This is a genomic window from Frankia alni ACN14a (assembly GCF_000058485.1).
Classification (GTDB): domain Bacteria; phylum Actinomycetota; class Actinomycetes; order Frankiales; family Frankiaceae; genus Frankia; species Frankia alni.
This window is the reverse complement of record NC_008278.1, coordinates 6,663,507-6,682,383: the sequence shown is the minus strand read 5'-3', so window position 1 is coordinate 6,682,383 and position 18,877 is coordinate 6,663,507. Positions and strand designations below refer to the sequence as shown.

Genomic DNA, 18,877 nt, shown 5'->3' with positions numbered 1-18,877 from the left:
CGCACCCCTTCTGACCTGCGCACCCCTTCGGGCCTGCCTCCTGGCGCCTCGCCGTCGCGCTCACCCGCCGCGGGCCGGTGACACCATCGGCGGATGGATCCTCGTGCACCGGGCCGGCCCGGCATGCTGATCGGCCGGGCGGGCGCGCTGGCGAGGGCGCAGGCGCTTCTGGCGGCGGGCGGGCGCGTCCTGCTCGGGATCGCCGGGCCGCCGGGCGCGGGGAAGAGTTCCCTCGCCGACTGGCTCGTCACGCAGCTCGACGCCCGCCACGGCACGAGCCCGAGGCTCGTCGCGCAGGCGCCGATGGACGGCTTCCACCTGCCGAACGCCACGCTCGCCCGGCTCGGTCTCGCCGATCGCAAGGGCGCCCCGGAGACGTTCGACGCCGCGGGCTACGCGTCCCTGCTGGCCCGACTGCGTGCCGGCGGGCCGCGGGAGGTGGACGCGCCGTCGTTCAGCCGTGTTCACGACGCGCCGGTCCCGGGAGCGCACCGGATTCCGCCCACCGTGCGGTTGGTGATCTGCGAGGGGAACTATCTGCTGCTGGGCGCCGGAGCATGGGCGCAGGTGCGAGCATGCTGCGACGAGACCTGGTTTCTCCAGGTCGACGAGGAGATCGCCCGGACCCGTCTGATCGCCCGGCACACTGCCGGCGGGCGCAGCGGACCGGCCGCCCGACAATGGGTCGAGCAGAACGATCTCGCCAATCTGCGCCTGGTGGACGCGACGGCGCCGCGCGCCGACTACCTGGTCCGGCTGCCCCCGGACACGCCGCCGCCCGCCCGCTGAGCCGACAGGCAGGGCGCCCGCCGCCGGGCCGCCAGTCCGCCCTCCGGCCAGATCACGGCCATGGGACCAGAGGACTCATTCGGCCCGTGCCGCGCCTCGGGTCAGCCAGGAGCGCGTGCCGAAGCTCGTCACCGACCGGGCGGCGACCCGCGACGCCGCGGCCAGTGCCTCCACCAGCGCATCGGTGGTGAGCCGGGGCAGGCCCGCGATCGACCAGGCGAACGCCCCGTGGAACACGTCGCCGGCGCCGAGCGTGTCCACCGCCTGGACCGCCGGGGGCCGGACCTCCCCGCGGACCTGTCCGTGCGCCCACCGGATCGGGCCGGGACCGCGCGTCACCGCGGCGAAGGAGCATCCGTGCGCCAGCAGGTAACCCAGCACGCCGTCCGGGTCGTCGGCGCCGACGCCCGGCGGCCGGAAGGCCGACCCGCACAGCGCGACGTCGACGTGGGGGAGCAGCCGCTCGGTCCCCGGCTTCCAGGAACCGCCGTCGAACACCACGGGAGGCCATCCGGCCGAGGTCGCCGTCCCGGCCGGGGTTGCTGTCTCGGCCGTGGTTGCTGTCTCGGCCGGGGGCGCCGTCCCGGGCGGCCGCGTCGAGGCCCTGGGGGCCGCCGGTTCGGGCGTGGCCGTCGACATCGTCGGCAGCAGTCGGCGGGCTGCCAGGATGCTGACGGCGGCGTCGGGTTGGTGGCCGTCGACGAGGACGACATCCGCTCCGGCGAGCAGAGTCCGCGCGGCGTCCGCGGTGACCGGCGCGGCGACCGGCAGCGCGCCGTGCGCCGACACCACCGCCCGTTCCCCGGCCGCGTTGACCAGGATCGCCGAGATCGGCAGGACCGGCTCGCCCGGCCGCAGGTCGTGATGCCGGATGCCGAGCGAGGCGAGATCCGCCCGCGCCGCCGCGGCCAGCGGACCGGAACCGACCGCGCTGACGAGCGTCGCCCGGCCGCCGAGGTGGGCGAAGGCCACGGCCGCGCCCGTCGCCGGACCGCCCGCGGCGACCACGAGATCGTCGGCGACGATCTTCTCGTCGGGCCCGGGTGGGTGTCGGACCCGGTAGATCGTGTCCAGGGTGGTGAGTCCGACGAACAGCCCCGCCGGCCGCTCCATCGCCCCGAGCGGTGGGGCCTGAGCCCCGAGCGCTGCGGCCTGCGCCCCGCCAGCCTGCTTCGCCACGCGCCCCTCCCGTCATCGGCCCGGAACCGTTCTGAATGACGCCGGGCCGGAATCGGTGCCTCCGTCCGAGTATTCGCTCAACTGCGTTTCGGCGCAAAGAGGTCACCCTGCCGAGTCGCCGCTAATATACGTCTATAGCGGCTTAACGTTCATCGGGAGGGAAACATCGTTGTCGCTTTTCGGGTTCTCCTTGTCGTAGCGGTAAAAGATTGATGTCGTTTTCCTCCGTACTCTTCTTAAATTGGTCCGCCTTAGTTAGACAGGCGGCGTGTCTGGACGAGTGGCGCGCCGCTGGGGCGCATGTGTGGTGTTGCTGACTGTCACCGGTGTGGCCGGGGGCGTGACGTACTGGCCGGCCGGCGAGGCGCCCGGGTCGGCGGGGCTCGGCGGTCCGACGGCCGCTCGCGCGCCCGCCGCGGTCTCGGCCCCGGCGTCGGCCGGGCCGGCACCGGCCCTCGAGATCATCCGCCCGGCGAAGGCGCGACGCGGCGGGCAGGTCGCGGGGACGGTGCCTGCTGCCTCGGCGGTGCCCCTCGCCTCGGCGGTGCCCCTCGCCTCGGCGGTGCCCTCGGCGTCGGCGGCGGCGGCGGACGGTGCGGTCGTGACGGGGCGGGCCGGCGGTCTCGCCGGGGTCGAACCGATCGCGGCGGTGAGCGGTGCCGCGTCCAGCGGCCTGGCGGCGCGGTTCCGGAGCTACCTTGCGGGCCGGCCGGGGCACGTCAGCGTCGCCATGTACGACGCGGTCGCCGGCACCACGGCCGTTTACACCGACCCCGCGGTCGCCGGTTACGAGACGGCGAGTTCGGTCAAGCTCGACATCCTCACGGCGCTCGTGCGACGGGCGGGCGCGTCGGGTCGGCTCACGGCCCGCGAGCAGGCCCTCGCCCGGCGGATGATCTCGGTCAGCGACAACGCGGCGGCGAGTGCCCTGTGGGCCGACGTCGGCGGCGCGCCCGCAATGAACGCCTTCTTCGCCCGTCTCGGCATGCACGCGACGACGGCGGGCCCGGGCGGCAGGTGGGGGCTGACCCGGACCACCGGGGCCGACCAGCTCGCGGTGCTGCGCGCGATCGCCTACCCGGGCACCCTGTCGGCCGCCGGGCGGGCCACGGTGAGCGGCCTGCTGAGGACCGTGATCCCGGCGCAGCGGTGGGGCCTGACCGGCGGCGTGCCGACGGGGGTCATGGTGGAGCTGAAGAACGGCTGGCTGCCCCGTACCAGCGGTTGGGTGATCACGAGCCTGGCGCATGTCCACGGCGCCGGACGCGACTACATCATGGCCGTCTACACGAAGAACGGGCCGAGTATGCAGTCCGGCGTCACCACGGTGCAGGGTCTGTCCGCGCTGGCCTGGAAGGCGGCGAGAAGCTCGACGGCCGCCGGGTAGCGGCGTCCGGTCCGCGCCGCGGCGCGTCCCCCGTCGCGGCCGTCGTCCCCCGTCGCGTGCTCTGGACCGGGAGCTGTACCTCGGCCCGCGACGGGGGTGCGTGGGTGCTGCTGATGTCGGGGTCGCCGCAGCGGCGGGATCAGCCGCTGAAGCGGGCGACGGCGCGCATCTTGTTCATCGCGTCGAGTGCCGCGACCTTGTAGGACTCGGCCAGCGTCGGGTAGTTGAAGACGCTGTCGACCAGGTAGTCGATGGTGCCGTTGCACCCCATCACCGTCTGCCCGATGTGGATCAGCTCGGTGGCGCCGGTGCCGAACACGTGCACCCCCAGCAGGCTCCGGTCCTCGGGGCTGACCAGCAGCTTCAGCATCCCGTAGGAGTCGCCCAGGATCGCGCCGCGGGCGAGCTCCCGGTACCGGGCGATGCCCACCTCGAACGGGATCGCGAGCTCGGTGAGCTCGTCCTCGGTCCGTCCGACGTAGGAGATCTCCGGGATCGTGTAGATCCCGATCGGCATGAGCTCCGCCCGCATCGCGTTGACGTTCTCGCCGCACGCGGCGTAGGCGGCCAACCGGCCCTGCTCCATCGAGGTCGCGGCGAGCGCCGGGAAGCCGATGACGTCGCCGACGGCGTAGATGTGCTCGACCTCGGTGCGGAAGTCGGAGCCGACCTTGATCCGGCCGCGGTTGTCCGCGGACAGGCCCGCCGCCGGCAGGTTGAGGATGTCGGTGAGTCCCTGCCGTCCCGCCGAGTACATCACCGTGTCCGCGGGCAGCTTCTTGCCGCTCTCCAGCAGGGTGAGCGTCCCGCCGTTGTGCCGCTCGACGGACACCACCGACTCGCGGAAGCGGAACGTCACCGCCAGGTCCCGCAACTGGTACTTCAGGGCCTCGACGATCTCGACGTCACAGAAGTCCAGCATGCGGTCCCGCCGCTCGACGACCGTCACCTTGGTGCCGAGGGCGGCGAACATCGAGGCGTACTCGATGCCGATCACCCCGGCGCCGACGACGACCATCGACCGCGGCAGCCGTTCGAGGGCCAGGATCTGGTCGCTGTCCACCACCGTCCGGCCGTCGAAGTCGACCGTGTCCGGCCGCGCGGGCCGGGTACCGGTGGCGATGATGATCCGTTCGGCCTGGACCCGCCGGTCCTCGATGTCCCCGGCCGCCCGCACGCTCACCGTGTGCGGGTCGATGAAGCTCGCCAGGCCCGTCAGCAGCGTGACGTGGTTGCGGCTGAGCTGGTTGCGGATGACATCGATTTCGCGGCTGATCACATGCCTGGTCCGGGCGGACAGGTCACCCACGGTGATGTCGTCCTTGACCCGGTAGCTCGACCCGTACAGTTCGCGCTGCGACATGCCGGTCAGATAGAGAACGGCCTCCCGAAGCGTCTTGGACGGGATCGTGCCAGTGTTGATGCTGACACCGCCGATCATCTCCCGCTTGTCCACGATCGCGACCCGCCGGCCGAGCTTGGCTGCCGCGATCGCAGCCTTCTGCCCGCCGGGTCCGGACCCGATGACGAGGACGTCATAGTCGAACACCGTCACCTCCCCGCATTCTTTCCGGCTCCCGGTGAAGCAGAGGCTATCTGGCCGGAGCGGGCGGGTCGGCATGTTGCACGGTCTTGTTACGTTTATTTCTTCTCCGCGCTTTCCCCTGGGGGTTTCAGCCACGCGATATCACGGGCTGTGGGCGGCTGTAATCCTTCCGTGATGACCGAGACGTGCCGGCGGCGGGTGGCCCACCCGAGCCGAGCCGGTCCGCCGGCCGTACGTAGCCGGGGCGGGTCGACCGCCCGACGGCATCGGATGATCACTGCGGGACCGCTCGAAATTCGCGCCGCCGCCACCCGTAACGAACGGGCCGCCGTCTCGTTAGACCGGGGGCGGGGGTCGTGGAGGCTGTCTGGGGGGTCTTCCACGACTCCCGCCGCGCCGCCGCCGCGTCGCCGCTGTCGGGACGGACGCCCACCCGCTGCCGGGAGGTGCGCTGGGAGCGGTGACGGGCGGGGGGAACGGCGCCGGACGCCGGCTCCGGAGTTACCCTCCGGAGCCGGCCGGCCGGGCCGTAGGTCGACGGTCGGACCGCTACGGTCGGACCGCTACGGTCGGACCGCTACGGGTGGGCTGCCCACGGGCCGGCCGTCCACAGGTCGAACGCCTACGGGTGGGTCATCGAGAGAACGTCGAGAGCGGCGTCGAGCTGCGCCTCGGTGAGCTTGCCGGCCTCGATGTAGCCGCGCTCGATCACCACCTCGCGGATCGTCTTCTCCTCGGCGAGGGACAGCTTCGCGACCTTGGCCGCCTCCTCGTAGCCGATGTACTTGTTCAGGGGCGTCACGATGGACGGCGACGACTCGGCGTAGCGGCGGCAGCGCTCAACATTGGCGACGATCCCGTCGACGCAGCGGTCCGCGAGCAGCCGGCTGATCGTGGACAGGATGTGGATCGACTCCAGCAGGTTGCGAGCGATCACCGGCAGCATCACGTTGAGCTCGAAGTTCCCGGCCGAGCCGCCGAAGGCGACCGCCGCGTCGTTCCCGACGACCTGCGCGACGACCTGGCAGACCGCCTCCGGGATGACCGGGTTCACCTTGCCGGGCATGATCGACGAGCCGGGCTGCAGGTCCGGCAGGTGGATCTCCCCGAGGCCGGCGCGCGGCCCCGACGAGGCCCAGCGCAGGTCATTGGCAATCTTGTACAGCGAGATCGCGACGACCCGCAGCACCCCGGACGCCTCGACCAGGCCGTCCCGCGACGCCTGCGCCTCGAAGTGGTTGCGCGCCTCGGTCAGCGGCAGGCTCGTGCTGGCGGCCAGTTCCTCGATCACCGCGGCGGAGAAGCCGGGCGGGGTGTTGATGCCGGTGCCGACGGCCGTGCCACCCAGCGGCAGCTCGCCGACCCGCGGCAGGGCCACGTTCAGCCGCTCGACGCCGAGGCGGACCGCCGCGGCGTAACCGCCGAACTCCTGACCCAGCGTCACCGGCGTGGCGTCCATGAGGTGCGTCCGCCCGGACTTCACCACGTCCGCGAACTCGGTCTCCTTGCGGCCGAGCGAGGCGGCGAGGTGCTCCAGCGCCGGGATCAGCTCCTGCACGATCCCCTGGGTCGCGGCCACGTGGATCGACGACGGGAAGACGTCGTTCGACGACTGCGACGCGTTCACGTGGTCGTTCGGATGCACCGCCCGGCCGAGCCGCTCGGACGCCAGCGACGCCAGCACCTCGTTGGTGTTCATGTTCGACGACGTGCCGCTGCCGGTCTGGAACACGTCCAGCGGGAACTGGTCGTCCCAGTCGCCGCGCGCGACCTCGGCCGCCGCGTCCGCGATCGCCTCGGCGATGTCGGCGTCGAGCACCCCGAGCTTGGCGTTCACCGTCGCCGCCGCCGCCTTGATCCGCGCGAGTGCCTGGATGTGCGCGCGGGAGATCCGCTGGCCGGAGACGGGAAAGTTCTCCACCGCCCGCTGCGTCTGGGCTCGCCACCGGGCCGATGCCGGCACCCGGACGTCGCCCATGCTGTCGTGCTCGATGCGGTATTCCTGCTCGCTCATGCGCCCGTTCTCCCGATGTTCCGTCGCCGTTGACCTTGTATCTGACAGCACCGCACGCCGGTGCCCACCGCCCGGCGGAGAAGTCGGCTGGATACCGGCCCCATCGCCCGACCCTAGGACATGTCAGGCGGGTGGTGCCCGCGCCGCTCGGGGCCATGGGAGCTCTCACACCTCGGCCTCGCAGGTGCCGCCGCCGGCCCACGTACGAGGCCTCCGGAGACCGGGCCCAGCCCGCGCGAAACGCGCCGCAATGCGCCTCGCGTGCCGCAGCTCGGCGGGCTCGGCGCAACGCAGCCGGCCGAGGTGCGTGGTCAGCGTGGTGTGGAAGGCACTTTGTGGGGACCCCGGGGTGTGGCAGGCCGGGTGGGTGAGGTGGCAGAAAGGGAAAGGGGGCACCAACGTTGGACGCCCACTACCCTGCCGCGTGGCGTCGGTGCCACGGGGCGGGGCAGTGGGCGTCGTGAGTGTGTGGGGCCGCGGGTCAGGAGGCGGCGGTCTCCCGCTCGCGGGCGCGGATGTCGCGGCGCAGCTCGGGCGGAAGGGCGAACAGGAGGTGCTCGTCGGCGGAGGTGACCTCCTCGACGTCGTTGAACCCACGCTCGGCCAGCCAGGCCATGACGCCGGTGACGAGCTCCTCGGGAACCGAGGCGCCACTGGTCACCCCGACGGTCTCGACGCCGTCGAGCCAGCTCGCGTCGACCTCGGTGGAGTCGTCGACGAGGTAGGCGGCGGGGGCGCCGGCGTCGAGCGCGACCTCGACGAGGCGCACCGAGTTGGAGGAGTTCGGCGAGCCGACGACGATGACCAGGTCGACCGCGCTGGAGATCTCCTTGACGGCGACCTGGCGGTTCTGCGTCGCGTAGCAGATGTCGTCGCTCGGCGGGCCCTGCAGGTGCGGGAAGCGCTCGCGCAGGGCCTTGACCGTCGTCTGCGTCTCGTCGACGGAGAGGGTGGTCTGGGAAAGGAAGGCGACGTGCTCGGGGTCGCGCACCTTCACCTTGGCGGCATCTTCGGGACCGTCCACCAGGTGGATGCGGTCAGGCGCCTGACCAGTGGTACCGACGACCTCCTCATGGCCTTCATGGCCGATGAGCAGGATGTCATAATCCTCGCGGGCAAACCGACGTGCCTCGGAATGCACCTTGCTGACGAGCGGACAGGTTGCGTCAATGGTGCGCAGTTGACGCGCGGACGCCTCCTCGTGCACGGTCGGCGCTACGCCGTGCGCTGAGAAGACCACAGTGGCGCCCGGTGGTACCTCGTCGGTCTCGTCCACGAAGATCGCGCCCTTGGCCTCCAGCGTCCTGACGACGTGGAGGTTGTGCACGATCTGCTTGCGTACGTAGACCGGCGAACCGTAGAGCTCCAGCGCCTTCTCCACGGTCACGACAGCTCGATCGACACCGGCGCAGTAGCCGCGCGGCTTGGCAAGAAGGACCCGGCCCATGCTGGGCAGTCTACGCGGTGGGGGGCGGGCGGGAAGAGCCGCGGGCGATGCATGCCCGGATGGCGACATCGTCCGGTCCGCCTCGGACCACGGTCACGCGCACCGTTCTCGACCTGTCGGACGCACCGGCTACGGTGCCCGAATGGCCCTGACCTCGACTCCCGAACAGCCCTTGCCGGTCCGCACGGTCTCGCGGGCCGTCGGCGACTGGGTCCACCGGCTCGGCCGGGTGTGGGTTGAGGGACAGGTCACGCAGCTCGTTCGTCGGCCCGGAATGGGCACTGTTTTCCTCACCCTCAGGGACCCCGTCGCGGACGTGTCACTGCGGGTCACGTGTCCGCGGGCGGTCTGTGACGCCGTCGGACCCGCGCTCGTGGACGGCGCGCGGGTCGTGGTGTGGGGCAAGCCGTCCTTCCACCCCGGGCGCGGCACCCTCGCCCTCGCGGTGGTGGAGATCCGCCCCCTCGGCGCCGGCGCCCTGCTGGCCCGGCTGGAGCAGCTCAAGGCCACGCTGGCCGCCGAGGGCCTGTTCGCGGCGTCCCGCAAGCGGCGTCCGCCGTTCCTGCCGGCGGCCGTCGGGCTGATCACCGGGCGGGCCAGCGCCGCGGAGCGTGACGTCGTCGAGAACGCGCGGCGACGCTGGCCGGCGGTGCGCATCGTGCTGCGGGAGGTCGCCGTCCAGGGCCCACTGGCGGTGTCCCAGGTCATCGACGCGCTGCGCGAGCTCGACGGCCGGCCCGAGGTCGAGGTGATCGTGATCGCCCGCGGCGGCGGGTCACTGGAGGATCTGCTGCCCTTCTCCGACGAGGCGCTGCTGCGTGCCGTGGTGGCTGCGCGCACGCCGGTCGTGTCGGCGATCGGACACGAGCAGGACGCGCCGCTGCTCGACTTCGTCGCCGACGTGCGCGCCTCGACCCCGACGGACGCCGCCAAGCGGGTCGTGCCCGACGTCGGCGAGCAGACCGCCGCGGTCGCCCAGCTGCGGGGCCGCGCGCGGCGGGTCGTCGAGCACCGCCTCGACCGGGAGGAACGCCGGCTCGCGGACATGCGCGGCCGCCCGGTCCTCGCGGCGCCCGCCCGCGATCTCGCTCGGCGCTCGGACGACGTCGCCGCCCTGCTGGCCCGTTCCCGCCGCTGCGTGCACCACGCCCTGGACGTCACGGGACGCGATCTGGTTGCCACCCGTGCCCGGGTGCGGGCGCTGTCCCCGGCGGCGACCCTCGATCGCGGGTACGCCGTCGCGCAGCGCGCGGCCGACGGTGCGGTCGTGCGCGACCCGGCGGAGGTCGGGCCGGGCGAGCGGCTGACCATCCGGGTGGCGGGCGGCGCGTTCCCGGCTGCGGTCACCGACGAGTGAACCGGCCGCGTCGAAGCCGTTCGGCGTCAGGCGGGGCGGATCGGGGCGTCCGGCGGGGCGGATCGGGCTCAGGCGGGGTGGGCGGGTGTCAGGCGGGGCGGGTGGGGTCGGCGGCGGCGAGCCGGGCGCGGGCGCCGTCGAGCAGGGCCTGGCAGGTCCTGGCCAGCTCCTCGCCGCGCTCCCACAGCGCCAGCGACTGCTCCAGCGTCACCCCGCCGGCCTCCAGCTGGCGGACGACGTCCTCCAACTCGGCACGGGCGGTCTCGTAACTGATCGTCGGCGCCGCCTGGGCGCCGCGCTCCGCCTGGGCGCCGCGCTCCGCCTGCGTGCCGCCGGCGGTCGCCGGGCTGCCCACGGCCGGCGCGGCGAGGAGACCGGGCGCCTGCGGCGCGTGTGAACTCGGTGGGTTCGAGCTCGGTGGGTTCGAGCTCGGTTCGGCGGCTCGCCCGCCGTGGGGAGAGTCGCCGAACGTCGTGGATCCAGGACTATCGGACATCGCCACCTCCGCGCCCTCGCATACCCAATTCCCGGCCAATGGCCTGTCATGGCCCGATCGTGACGCCTTGAGCCTCCGTGCGGCTCGGGCGCAATTCGACGTGGCGTGTCACAAGTATTGCCGACCCGCTCCGGCGCCACGCCGGGTGCCACCCGGACCCGGAAATCCCGCACTCCGTGGGAGCAACGTGGTATCAATCAGGCGACAATCATGGTCGTAGCGGGTTGGCTCGGCGGAGATCCATAGTACAAGGTCACTGCAGGACGTTTCAGATTGGTGGCGGCCCGCGCAACTGCGGGTCCCACTCGGCAGACCGCCCGTCCGCTTCGGGCGGTCCGGAGGTACACGACATGCCCGGCGCACGTCCGTCGCTCCGACGTCAGGCTGTCGGTGGTCGCTCCCGGGGGCAGGTTCCCTCTGCTACTCCGGGAGGTCCGGTCCTGCTGCGGCACGACCTCGCCGGCACGGCGTCTCGCGACGCCAGTTCCATCGATCAGGGCGGCCGGGGTGGCCGGTCCAACCGGCACCCCCCGGCCGGCGGGCCGCTGCTGCGGCGCGCGGCCGGTCTCATCCTCGGGCTGGCGGTCCTCATCCCGGCGGCCACCGCCTGGGACGGCTCACACTCCCACGGGAGTCCCGCGCCGTCCGGGCGGCCTCCCGTCGCCGCCGGGGTCAGCCGCCGCTGAGGTAGTAGCGGGCCGTCCTCGACCCGCAGCGATCATCCGGTGATGCTGGATACCCGGGCCCGCAGGTCCGGGTATCCAGCCCGCGGAGCCCTCGCGCCGGCGCCGTCTCCACCCAGTTCGACAAAGAAAAGCCCGGAGTCGGCCTTTCATCACCTTTACTAATTCGGTCCAAATGCCCACGAACTAGTGATCGTCACCTTTACCGTAGGACGGCGTGCCGAATTCCGGCCAGACAGCGGCCAGATCGTGCCGAGGTCCAGGTTCGGTTTCGCCGCGAAAAACCGTATCCACCCCTCGGCACGACTCCGTGCGCGGCTGGCTACAGCGGGATAGGAAGGTGCGGCCGCGGCGGTTCGGCGGCCTCGCGGGCCTGCGCGGGACGCTTCCGCGGGGGCGCAGACCGCGTCGCCGGGATCGCGCAGTCAGGGCCGCGCAGGTTCAGGGCCGCGCAGGTCAGGGCCGCGTGGTCCGGGACCGCGGCGGGTCAGGTTCCGCTGGGCTGGATCGCCTGGACCGGCTGGAGCGACTCGGCGAGGGCGACCAGGTCCCCCTGGGACGCGCCGCCCTTCCCGTCGCCGTCGTCGACGACCACCGTGAGGCCCCCGTCGGTCCGGCTGAGGGCGAGATGACCGTCGTCGTCCGGGCGCTGTTCCCAGGGGGAGCCGTCGACGTCCACGGTCCCGCGTGCCGGGCGGTTGCCGAGCAGCTTCTGCACCGCGTTCGGCGCGTTGCTCTCCCGCAGCCGGGCGTACGTCCGGTGGCCGGACCGGTCGACGACGTATCCGACCGTCGCCTCGGCGACGTTGCCGCCGTCGGAGCTGCCGGTGGGGCCGGTCAGCCGCAACGAGGTCGCCTTCCAGTACCCGGGCAGCCCGGCGGGAGCAAGCGGGGTGTAGGGCGTCTGCCGGGCGAAGGCCGCCATCGGCTCGGACGTCTCGACGACCTTGACCGCCGACTCGTCGCTGCCGCGCGGCATCACGAAGATGACGAAGACCAGAACGCCCGCCATGACCGCGGCGAGGGAGAGGACCATGTCCCTGATCGTTTCCTGGCCGCGTCGCTGTCGTTGTGCCACGCCCCCATCTTCCAGGTCTCGGCGGGCCGGTGGTGGCCCGGGACCGGTCTGGGCGGCCCCTTGCGGCGCCGGTGTGGTCGGAATCTCGTCGGAGTGTCGTCCGCGGACGGCCGCGGACAGCCGCGGACGGGGCGGAACGCCGACGGGCGGCCGTCACGCCCCCTCCGCGTGACGGCCGCCCGATCGAAGCGTTTGACGCCTGTATGCACCGGAAGGTTGCGCGCAAGTTTTCGACTTCTGGCCTGTCCCACGCCGGACAGTCCGGGTGCCCCGGTTCGCCTGACGGGCCACGACGCTCCGGGATACGGTGATCGGGGTGTAGATCGTCCTGCGGCTGCGTATCTCGGGCGCCTGCGGGGTCGCCGAACTAGGCTCACGGCCGTGCCTTCCGCTCCCGATGCCTTCGCCGCCAGGTCCTCCGACTCCTCGGCTGTGCCCGACACGCTGGCCGTGCAGGGGCAGGCCCCCGACCGCAACCTCGCCCTCGAGCTTGTCCGTGTGACCGAGGCCGCGGCGCTCGCCGCGGCGCGCTGGGTCGGCCGTGGCGACAAGAACGGCGCCGACGGGGCCGCCGTCGACGCGATGCGCCGGCTCGTCGGCACCGTGTCGATGCGCGGCGTCGTCGTCATCGGCGAGGGGGAGAAGGACGAGGCCCCGATGCTGTTCAACGGGGAGCAGGTCGGCTCGGGCGAGGGTCCGGAGTGCGACGTGGCCGTCGACCCCGTGGACGGCACCACGCTCACGTCCAAGGGCATGAACAACGCGGTGTCCGTCATGGCGGTCAGCGAGCGCGGCTCGATGTACGACGCTAGTGCCTGCTTCTACATGGAGAAGCTGGTCACCGGGCCGGAGGCGGCGGACGTCGTCGACATCACCGCTCCCGTCGAGGACAACATCCGGGCCGTGGCCAAGGCGAAGGCGATCCACCCCCGCGACGTCACCGTGGTCGTCCTGGACCGCCCGCGGCACGCCGAGCTCGTCGAGCAGATCCGCGCCGCCGGCGCCCGGGTGAAGCTCATCTCCGACGGCGACGTCGCCGGCGCCGTGATGGCCGCCTCCGCCGACACCGGCGTCGACCTGCTTCTCGGCATCGGCGGCACGCCGGAGGGGATCATCACGGCCTGCGCCGTGACGTGTCTCGGCGGGGTGATCCAGGGTCGGTTGTGGCCCAAGGACGAGGCCGAGCGCAGCAAGGTCGTCGCCCTCGGGCACGACCCGGAGCGGGTGTTGTCCACGCGGGACCTGGTGGCCAGCGACAACGTCTTCTTCGTCGCGACGGGGATCACAGATGGTGAGCTGCTGGCCGGGGTACGGTACCGCCCGGGTGGGGCGAACACGTCGTCGCTGGTGATGCGCTCCCGCTCGGGCACGATTCGCCGGGTCGACAGCCAGCATCAGCTCACCAAGCTGCAGGCCTACTCCACCGTTCCGTTCTGATCTCACCCCGGGGAGGCGATCGCGTGGCGCGGCTGTCTCCCGCGGAGCTGTTCGTCCGGCTCGACCGGCCGGGGCCGCACGGCAGCGCGGCGGAGGTCCGCACGCTGGCCGGCGCCGCCCGCCGGTTCCTCGCCCACCCCAGGCCGCCTGTCCTGCTCGGCTGCGTGGGGACGCTGGCCGCCGTGCGCGCGGGCCGTGGACCGTGGCGGGCGCGTGACACCCGCGTCGCCATGGCCGCCGCCCTCGCACAGCCGTTCGTGGAGTGGGGCGTGCACCGGCTGTTGTTGCATGCCCGCCCGGCCAGCCGGCTGGGTGCCGTCGGCTACCAGCTTGCCGGCTACGGCCACGAGCAGCACCACCGCGACCCGGCCGATCTCGACACCATGTTCCTGCGCCCCCGCGAGGTCATCACCGGCACGGCCGCGGCGGCCCTGCCGGCGCTGTTCGGACCGCCCTCTGCCGCGACGGGGGCGCTGTGCGCGGGCGTCGGCGTCCTCGCCTACGACTGGACGCACTTCCTCATCCACACCCGGGTCCCGCCGCGCACGGCGTACTACCGGCGGCTCTGGCGCGGCCACCGGCTGCACCACTACCGCAACGAGCGTTACTGGCTCGGCGTGACCAGCCCCCTCGGGGATCTGGCCCTGCGCACGAACCCGCCGCGTGACGCCGTGGAGCTCTCCCCGACCGCCCGCGGCCTCGATTCCGCAGCGCATTCCTGATCGGTTCCACGGCGAACCCCTGACGGCCGGCGCGGTGGCTGGTGGACGCGCAACCCGGTCGCCGGTCGTCGGCGGCCGACCCGCTCGTTCAGCGGGACCGCCGTACCCGTTGTCCGGGCTGCTGCAGGACCGACCCGGCCGCGAGCGCCCTGGTGGACGGTGGGCTCGGCGTCGCGCGCGCGGCGCCGGGCGAGGTCGGTCGGCACAGCTCGCACTCCCGCACCGGGGCGCTTGCGGCGGCCTGCGGCTCGGTGCCGGTCGCGTCAGCGGTACTCCTTCCGCCCGGCCCGCCGGGGCTCGTCCCCGTGGCGGGACCGGCTACCTCGGTGTGGCTGGCCGCCTCGGTGGTGCCAGGCGCCTCGGCGGGATCGGCTGCTTCGGTGGTGCCCGGTGTCTCGGCGGTGCCCGGTGTCCCGGTGGTGCCAGGCGCCTCGGGGATGCCGGTCGACTCGGCGGGGTTGGCTGCTTCGGGGGTGCCTGCTGCTTCCGGCCGGCTGGGCGCGGAGCCGGGGGCTGGAGCGGCGGTGGCACCGGCGGCGCGGATGGGCGTGGGGAGACCGGGCGACGGGGGCTCGGAGCGCCCGAGGCGGGGGCGGAACGGGCCGGACGATCGGGCCACGCGTGGAAACCGGAAGGCCCGGTCCGGCGGTAGCACCGGATGCGGCCCCGTCCGGCCGACTCCCTCCAGCCACGCCGACAGCCGGCTGTCCGTCGTCGTCGCGTCGACCGTCAGACGGGCCAGCGCGAAGCGGTCGTCGGCGGGATGGGACAGCACGTCGCGCACCGCGCAGGCCGAGCTGTACCCGGCGGAGATCACCAACTGGCGGACGGACAGATCGTAGCCGCCGCCGGGATAGGCGAACGTGCGTGGCTCGTCCCCCGTCGCCACGGCGAGACGGCGCCGGGAAAGGGTCAGCTCCGCGATCACATCCGTGCGGGCCAGCTCGTTGAGCGGTCGACCGGTGTGTCCGGACCCGCCTATCTCGATTCCCAGCCCGCGGATGCGGTGCAGGTCGGCCCGATGGAAATAGCCCGGATCACCGACCCGCGAACTGGTCACGAAGACGGTCGCCGTCAGTCCTCTCTCGGCCAGGCGGCGCAGCGCGTTCATTGTTTCCGCGCCCCCGTCGTCAAAGGTGATGACGACCGGATTCTTCGGGGCGGCGGCGGCGCCGAGGGAGGCGACGTACCCGGACACCGTCATCGGCTGACGGCCGGACGCGGCGATCAGGTTGCAGTGCCGGGCGAAGGTCGACAACAGCATGGGCCGGCGCGGTGCGCCCCGGCTGGTGTGTGGGTCGAGCGAGCGGTAGCGCAGGACCGGGATCATCTGTCCGCGCCGAGCCGTCCGTAGACCGAGCGTCATCGCGGTCCGAGCACGGCGCCGCGCGCGTCCCGCCCGGCGAGCGGTTCAGACGGAGTGAACGTCAAGCGGGCCTCCCTGCGAACGCCGCGGGCATGGACGCGGCATCGGGGAATTGCGCCGAAGTGTGCGTCCGAGGAGTGAGTCCGTGATGCGGCATGGAATGTAGCACGAGTGGCCCCAATAGCCGGTGAACCGGGAAGGCGAGTGCCTTGCCGGCCGTCCGTCGGCGCCCGTCATCATTGTGCTGATTAAGAAAACAGAACTTTTCTGCCAGGTGTCGTCGCGCAATCAGTGGGTCGCCGGGGGCGCGGATGTGGTGCGGGAGTTGCGACTGGGGCGTCCGGTGACCGCCCGGCGCGGCCCGCGCCAGGCCTGGTGCGGGCCGTCAACGGCTGTCGGCGAGTTGTCAGCGACCGTCCGCGGATCGTCATCGGCCGTCGGCGGGTCGTCGGCGGGCCGGCGCGGCCAGCCCCAGGTCGGGCTCCGACCGCCGCGTCCGGTCGTGCGCTCCGGCGAGGTGGGCCGCGCCGGCCATGGAGCGGGGAGGATCAGGGTGTGGGGTCGCCGCCGGAGCGGCGAGGCCGAATCCGGGTGAAGGCCCGGCAGTCGCAGCGCGCGCAGTCGTTGCCCTTGCGGTAGTGCCGGTGCAGATCGCGGCTGTGGCCGCAGCGGCACCGATCCCACCACGAAGAGATCGCTCCCATGGCGCCTCCCTTTGTCGGCGCTACCGCTCAGTGACACTACTCGAGCGCGATCAGGTGCTGTCGCCGTGGTGGTCGCGCCGCCACGGCGGGCGGCCCACGGCGGGCGGCCCACGGCGTTGTCGCGGCTCCTCCGCCGGCCGTCACACGCCGCTGCTGCGGCTGGCGGGTGTTGGCGCAGGCGGGAACTCCTCCGGGGAGAACGGGAACTCCTCCGGAGAGGAAAGGTATGGCTGCTGGAGCTCCCCGACTCGAGCCCGACGGGGCGGGGGCCCGGTGGCGCGCCGACTGGCTCGGTGCGGCCAGGCGGGAGCCTGGACGCACAGGTCCCGTGCCGTGAACCTCCACCGATGGCGCCACGGGAGGTCAGGTGCGGTGCGTTGTGCGCGGTCTGCGGGTTCGGACCGTGCAGAACGTGCCGCAATCCGCCCGACCCAGGCTCGGATCTGCTTGTGGCCGGCTAGTGGCCGGGTCGTCGGCGGCGCTCGGCGCCTGACTGGGCGGCGAGGGCGCGTTGCCGCTCGCGGCGGGCGATCTGCGCGCGCCGGCCGCGAAAGACCGCGATGAGAGCGACCAGGAGGAAGGCCGCGAGCAGGATCGGCGCGTGCAGGATCATCTCGGAGCCGATGTCGATCGCCTTGTTCCGCAGTCCGGAACTGCCGTCACCGGTGGAGGGATCAAGATAGCCGACGCCGATCGTGATGAGCGCGTACACCAGCGGCGGCATGATCACGACACCGATCAGATCGTCGGTGTGGACCCGCACCGCGACGAGCACGCAGGCGCCGATGAACAGCGTGCCGAACGCGTACTTCAACGAGCCGAAGGCGACCGAGTCGATGAGGGCGCCGACGCCGCCGACAACGAGCACGATGATCCCGGTGCCGAGTGCGGTGAGCCCTCGCCTGCTGCCGGTGAACAGCGTGGGCGGCGGCGCGCTCGCGCGGCCACGCGAGCCGCGGACATACGGATCGTCGAACCTGTCGGCGCGCACGGATCTCCCCGGCGGCCCGGCTGACTGCCGATGCGGCGGCACACTCACGAACGCAAGGTACCGCCCGGGGATTTCGAATGCGTCAGGACGATGCATCAGACCGCGGCATCGGCCCCCGTGTCGGAACCTTCGGTGGTCGAACCACTGCTTTGCGTCGTCCAGTCATTGTCTTTCTGGTTGTTTGACCGCGATGTCCTCCCCGCCTCTTCGGCCCAGGTCCGATATGCGACATCCCCGGTTCCGCCGGCGCTCGGCGCCGCCTGCTCGGCCGGGCCGGGGTCGGGCAGCAGTTCGGCCGCGGACAACGCCCGCACGCCGGACTCCACGGGCCCGGGGCTCGGCAGCGCCGCCTCGACCACGTCCATGGCGGCGAGCCGGCGCGCGGGGGTGAGCACCCGGCTCTCCAGCGAACCGACGGTCGCGTTGAAGTCCCCGACCGCCCGGCCCAGCGAGCGGCCGAGCCGGTCGACGTGTTCGCCGAGCGTGCCCAGGCGGGTGTAGAGATCACGGCCGAGCTCGAAGATCTCCCGGGTCCGTGTCGTCAACGCCTCCTGGGTCCAGGCGTGCGCGATGGTCCGCAGCATCGCGATCAGCGTGGTCGGGGTGGCGATGATGACCTTCCTGGCGGCGGCGTGTTCCAGCAGGCCCGGATCGTGGTCGAGGGCCGGGGCGAGGAACGCCTCGGCGGGCACGAACAGCACCACGAACTCGGGCGAGGACGGCAGCCGCCGCCAGTACGACTTGGCGGCCAGCCCGTCGACGTGGGCGCGCAGATGCCGGGCATGGGCGGCCATCCGCCCGGCGCGGTAGGCCTCGTCGGTGCTCTCGGCGGCGTCGAGGAAGGCGGCCAGCGGGACCTTCGCGTCGACGACGACGTTGCGCCCGCCGGCGAGGTGAACGACCATGTCGGGCCGCAACGGGCCGTCGTCACCCTGGACGGTCATCTGCTCGGTGAAGTCACAGCGGTTGACCATGCCGGCCACCTCGGCGACCCGGCGCAGCTGCATCTCCCCCCACGCGCCGCGGGCCTGCGGGCGGCGCAGGACGGTGACCAGCGCCGCCGTCTCGGAGCGCAGGCTCTCCGACGCCTCGCGGGCGAAGCGCACCTGCTCCACGAGCGCCGCGTACGCCTCCGTGCGGGCCGTCTCCAGCTCGTGCAGCCGGCTCTCCATCCGCCCCAGGGCGTCGCGCAGCGGGGTGACCATGCCCTCCACCGCCGCGCGGCGGGCGTCGAGATCGCCGCGGGCGCGGGCGCCGGCCTCGTCCAGCCGGGCGGTGGCCAGCTCCACGAGCTGGCGACTCGCTCCCTCCAGCGCCTGCGCGGACAGGGCCTGGAAGCTCTCGGCGAGCCGCTCCTGGCTCTGCTCGACCAGGGCGACCCGCTCGGCGGCGGCACGCCGCTCGTACTCCAGCGCCGTGCGCAGGCCGGCGACGTCCGACTCGGCGAGCTGGGCGCGCTCCGCGCTCGCCGCGGCGGCCTTACGGGCGGAGTCAAGCTCCCGCTGGGCCGTCGCATGCGCGGCGGCGAGCGCCGCGTAGCGCGGGTCGGCCAGCCGGCGGGCGGCGACCAGGCCGCCCACGGCCCCGACAGCCAGCCCGATGAGGGTCAGCAACGCGCTGGTGGTGTTCACGAGGGGAAGGCAATCACGCCCCTCCGACAGTTTCGCGGCAGGCCGGTCGG

The 18,877-nt window shown here is 72.9% G+C and carries 14 protein-coding genes; 5 read left to right on the top strand and 9 right to left on the bottom strand.

Annotated features, from left to right (window positions below; translation table 11 throughout):
• Nucleotides 1-93 precede the first annotated feature (93 nt).
• Entirely contained in the window at nt 94-789 is a 696-nt protein-coding gene (locus tag FRAAL_RS26845) for a nucleoside/nucleotide kinase family protein (protein WP_011607207.1), read from the top strand.
• Between the two features lie 75 nt (nt 790-864).
• Here FRAAL_RS26845 and FRAAL_RS26840 read toward each other — a convergent pair whose 3' ends face one another.
• Nucleotides 865-1,968, bottom strand: coding sequence for a PfkB family carbohydrate kinase (locus FRAAL_RS26840; protein WP_011607206.1), 1,104 nt, complete (start codon nt 1,966-1,968; stop codon nt 865-867).
• Between the two features lie 328 nt (nt 1,969-2,296).
• Here FRAAL_RS26840 and FRAAL_RS26835 point away from each other — a divergent pair, with 328 nt between their 5' ends.
• Entirely contained in the window at nt 2,297-3,355 is a 1,059-nt protein-coding gene (locus tag FRAAL_RS26835; RefSeq protein WP_231861364.1) for a serine hydrolase, read from the top strand.
• A gap of 139 nt (nt 3,356-3,494) precedes the next feature.
• Here the strand turns inward: FRAAL_RS26835 and sthA are convergent, their stop codons facing one another.
• The 3 genes from sthA to FRAAL_RS26820 form a co-directional block, all read right to left on the bottom strand.
• On the bottom strand, nt 3,495-4,904 hold the full coding sequence (sthA, locus tag FRAAL_RS26830; protein WP_041941053.1) for a Si-specific NAD(P)(+) transhydrogenase: 1,410 nt from the start codon (nt 4,902-4,904) through the stop codon (nt 3,495-3,497).
• A 619-nt stretch (nt 4,905-5,523) separates the two neighbouring features.
• The gene (locus FRAAL_RS26825; RefSeq protein WP_041939835.1) at nt 5,524-6,915 is read right to left on the bottom strand and encodes a class II fumarate hydratase; all 1,392 of its coding nucleotides are present in this window, start codon (nt 6,913-6,915) and stop codon (nt 5,524-5,526) included.
• Nucleotides 6,916-7,396: 481 nt separating this feature from the next.
• Nucleotides 7,397-8,362, bottom strand: coding sequence for a 4-hydroxy-3-methylbut-2-enyl diphosphate reductase (locus FRAAL_RS26820; RefSeq protein WP_041939834.1), 966 nt, complete (start codon nt 8,360-8,362; stop codon nt 7,397-7,399).
• 142 nt (nt 8,363-8,504) lie between these two features.
• Here FRAAL_RS26820 and xseA point away from each other — a divergent pair, with 142 nt between their 5' ends.
• Complete coding sequence (gene xseA, locus FRAAL_RS26815) at nt 8,505-9,719, top strand: exodeoxyribonuclease VII large subunit (RefSeq protein ID WP_041939833.1); 1,215 nt, start codon at nt 8,505-8,507, stop codon at nt 9,717-9,719.
• 88 nt (nt 9,720-9,807) lie between these two features.
• On the opposite strand, the gene FRAAL_RS35905 is transcribed toward xseA, so the two are convergent.
• Nucleotides 9,808-10,215, bottom strand: a complete 408-nt coding sequence (locus FRAAL_RS35905; protein WP_231861363.1) for an exodeoxyribonuclease VII small subunit — start codon at nt 10,213-10,215, stop codon at nt 9,808-9,810.
• Nucleotides 10,216-11,385: 1,170 nt separating this feature from the next.
• Nucleotides 11,386-11,976 carry a DUF4245 domain-containing protein gene (locus FRAAL_RS26805; RefSeq protein ID WP_083866937.1) on the bottom strand — a complete coding sequence of 197 codons (591 nt, stop codon included), beginning with the start codon at nt 11,974-11,976 and terminating at the stop codon, nt 11,386-11,388.
• A gap of 381 nt (nt 11,977-12,357) precedes the next feature.
• On the opposite strand from FRAAL_RS26805, the gene glpX reads away from it, so the two are divergent.
• Together glpX and FRAAL_RS26795 are read left to right on the top strand one after the other, a co-directional pair.
• Entirely contained in the window at nt 12,358-13,413 is a 1,056-nt protein-coding gene (gene glpX / locus FRAAL_RS26800; RefSeq protein ID WP_173402710.1) for a class II fructose-bisphosphatase, read from the top strand.
• Between the two features lie 23 nt (nt 13,414-13,436).
• Nucleotides 13,437-14,135: a sterol desaturase family protein gene (locus FRAAL_RS26795; protein WP_011607194.1), complete on the top strand. Its 699-nt coding sequence runs from the start codon at nt 13,437-13,439 to the stop codon at nt 14,133-14,135.
• An 88-nt stretch (nt 14,136-14,223) separates the two neighbouring features.
• Here FRAAL_RS26795 and FRAAL_RS35350 read toward each other — a convergent pair whose 3' ends face one another.
• From FRAAL_RS35350 to FRAAL_RS26780, 3 genes are all read right to left on the bottom strand, one after another.
• Entirely contained in the window at nt 14,224-15,501 is a 1,278-nt protein-coding gene (locus FRAAL_RS35350; RefSeq protein WP_011607193.1) for a polysaccharide deacetylase family protein, read from the bottom strand.
• A 1,161-nt stretch (nt 15,502-16,662) separates the two neighbouring features.
• Nucleotides 16,663-17,292 carry a DUF6542 domain-containing protein gene (locus tag FRAAL_RS26785; RefSeq protein ID WP_173402709.1) on the bottom strand — a complete coding sequence of 210 codons (630 nt, stop codon included), beginning with the start codon at nt 17,290-17,292 and terminating at the stop codon, nt 16,663-16,665.
• Nucleotides 17,292-18,827 (bottom strand): DNA recombination protein RmuC, encoded by a 1,536-nt coding sequence (locus tag FRAAL_RS26780; protein ID WP_011607191.1) that lies wholly within the window; start codon nt 18,825-18,827, stop codon nt 17,292-17,294. The genes FRAAL_RS26785 and FRAAL_RS26780 overlap by 1 nt, the downstream gene beginning before the upstream one ends.
• Nucleotides 18,828-18,877 lie beyond the last annotated feature (50 nt).